The sequence below is a fragment of the Ruegeria sp. L12 genome, assembly GCF_056531745.1.
Window position 1 is genome coordinate 1 of the sequence record NZ_JBQFMH010000042.1, and the last position, 2,050, is coordinate 2,050.

The following is a 2,050-nucleotide window of genomic DNA, read 5'->3' on the forward strand; positions in this document are numbered from 1 at the left end:
TCTCATCTCCACTCTCTGATGGTTACGATGAGCCTGAAATCCTCCGTTACGCAATCAACCTATTCTGTTCCATGAGTGCTGATGGCAGACATTCCTCGTCATCTTCAAGCAAAGCGCTCCACACATCTAGGTGCTTGGCAGCGGTCTGAGCATCCAGAGCAGCATACGCCTGTTGCGTTACGAGTGTATTGCTGTGCCCGAGTAGCTTCGACACGACTTCCAGCGGGACCGACTTGGTCAGCATTAAGTGCCCAAACGTGCGTCGCAAGGCGTGTGCACCGAGCGGCTTTGGACGAACCTTCTTCCAGACGTAGATTTGGTGGTTCTTGGTAACCGGCAAATCCGCTCTCTCATCGTTGCACGGCGATGATCCCGCGCCGATGCCCGTTGGGCGCAGGAAAACATCAGACGAACGTGGCAAGCAGTTCTGATGATAGAAGAGTAGTTGAGCGCGGTGACATCCAGCCTAGACACCAGAAAGCTGCCATTCGTGCAGGTTGCAGCATTCGACATTGTGGGCTCAGAGCCGTCATTCGACTATACCGGTGTGATGGCGCGGAACTGATAGCTTTCTGACAGTTGGCCTGCCGCCTACCTCCCCATTTATAGCGGGCTGAAAAAGACGAGGGCTTTGTTAGAGTTTTGTATCTTTCCGCTCTGGGGGCAGGGGAAAGATCCACCGTCTCACAAATGATTGAGAGTGAAGGTGGTGAGGGGCTGGATGAGGGGGTCTTGGCCAGCCCCTCTTTCTTGAGGGGGTATACGGTGTGGTAGTGTTGTTCCGTTAGATACAACCTAGCGTTTGAGCGATTTCCTCGAAATTGGGGGATTCCCGTAATGCTTACAGATAAATCGAAACGGTTTGTTTCCTTATCGCGAACCGTGAGATTCAAAAAGAATCGTAGACACAATTTTGCCACAATGCGATCCTGACAACGTGGGCGGCATGTCTTGATTTTAGAACGTTCTGGTTTTTCCAACTGGATTTGAGGGGGTTAATTAGTTCGGCGTGTCGCCCCGCGAATTTCCCAACAATTGGCTAGAAACAGAAATGAGATATTCGCATGTCCGAATATCACTAGTTTATTCACCGCAGGGCCTCAATTGAAACACTTAACACATATAGCAGTGTGATGCGGCGCGCCTTGATGGGGATTAGCGATTTCAATGAGGGGGTACGAGTTCGGCGCGTCGCACCTCTCCACTACAGAGTCTAGGTGTCTTCATCACAGTTCTTTAGTTTCTGATCCGCAATAGCGTAAGCTGCCGCTAGCTCCTCCTCGTCCATGTCTTCGATGAACTTTCCACCGGCTTTGATGGCAAAAACGCGGCGCTCGAATTCGCTTTGGCTTTCGCCTTCGTTTGGGAAGATCCTACCAAGACCGAGGCCCGGTATTGTCGCTGGGCCAGGTTCTCTTTCGATGACACGGGTGGTTTCTTCGGTGCCTTTCTTGATTCTGCAAAATTGATAGAACAAAATGGGAGGGTCGAGTACCTCTGGTGACTTCGCCTCCAGTTTCTTCAATCTGCTCTTAATCGTCATCACAGCATTCCTTCAGTTCCTGATCCGCGACGGCATATGCAGCCGTCAGTTCTTCCGCGTTCATGTTTTCTGTGAGCTTTCCGCCCGCTCTAACGGCATGGACACGCCGTCTGAACTCAAATTCGGGCTCACCGTCATGCGGCTCTATCCACTCGAAACCAAGGCCAGGGATGCTTGCGGGTCCGAGGGACTTTTCGACTATTCGAGTGGTTTCCTCGGTGCCCTCTTTGATGCCATTAATCTGATAGAAAGCGATGAGCGGGGTGGTTGCCACAGGCGAACGTGCCTCCAGCTTCGTCAATCGACTTTTGATGCTCATGCGTCCACCCCAATTCGTCTTCCGTTGGCCGCGATGTAGTCAAGCAAGTCACCTAGATCCCCAAACCAACCCAGCGTGGGCTCTTTGACGTTGTGGTTGTCTGCCATCAGCACTCATGGAACAGAATAGGTTGATTGCGTAACGGAGGATTTCAGGCTCATCGTAACCATCAGAGAGTGGAGATGAGA

General features: G+C 51.7%; 3 protein-coding genes. All 3 read right to left on the reverse strand.

Translation table 11 applies throughout. The annotated features are described in order from the left end of the window. Positions 1 to 46 precede the first annotated feature (46 nt). The 3 genes from ACR0K9_RS21435 to ACR0K9_RS21445 all read right to left on the reverse strand — a co-directional run bounded on the left by ACR0K9_RS21435 (position 47) and on the right by ACR0K9_RS21445 (position 1,862). Positions 47 to 421: a tyrosine-type recombinase/integrase gene (locus tag ACR0K9_RS21435; protein ID WP_480826101.1), complete on the reverse strand. Its 375-nt coding sequence runs from the start codon at positions 419 to 421 to the stop codon at positions 47 to 49. Between the two features lie 792 nt (positions 422 to 1,213). Continuing rightward, positions 1,214 to 1,543 (reverse strand): hypothetical protein, encoded by a 330-nt coding sequence (locus tag ACR0K9_RS21440; RefSeq protein WP_480826102.1) that lies wholly within the window; start codon positions 1,541 to 1,543, stop codon positions 1,214 to 1,216. Next, complete coding sequence (locus ACR0K9_RS21445) at positions 1,533 to 1,862, reverse strand: hypothetical protein (RefSeq protein ID WP_480826103.1); 330 nt, start codon at positions 1,860 to 1,862, stop codon at positions 1,533 to 1,535. Before ACR0K9_RS21445 ends, ACR0K9_RS21440 begins: the two co-directional genes overlap by 11 nt. Positions 1,863 to 2,050: the final 188 nt, after the last annotated feature.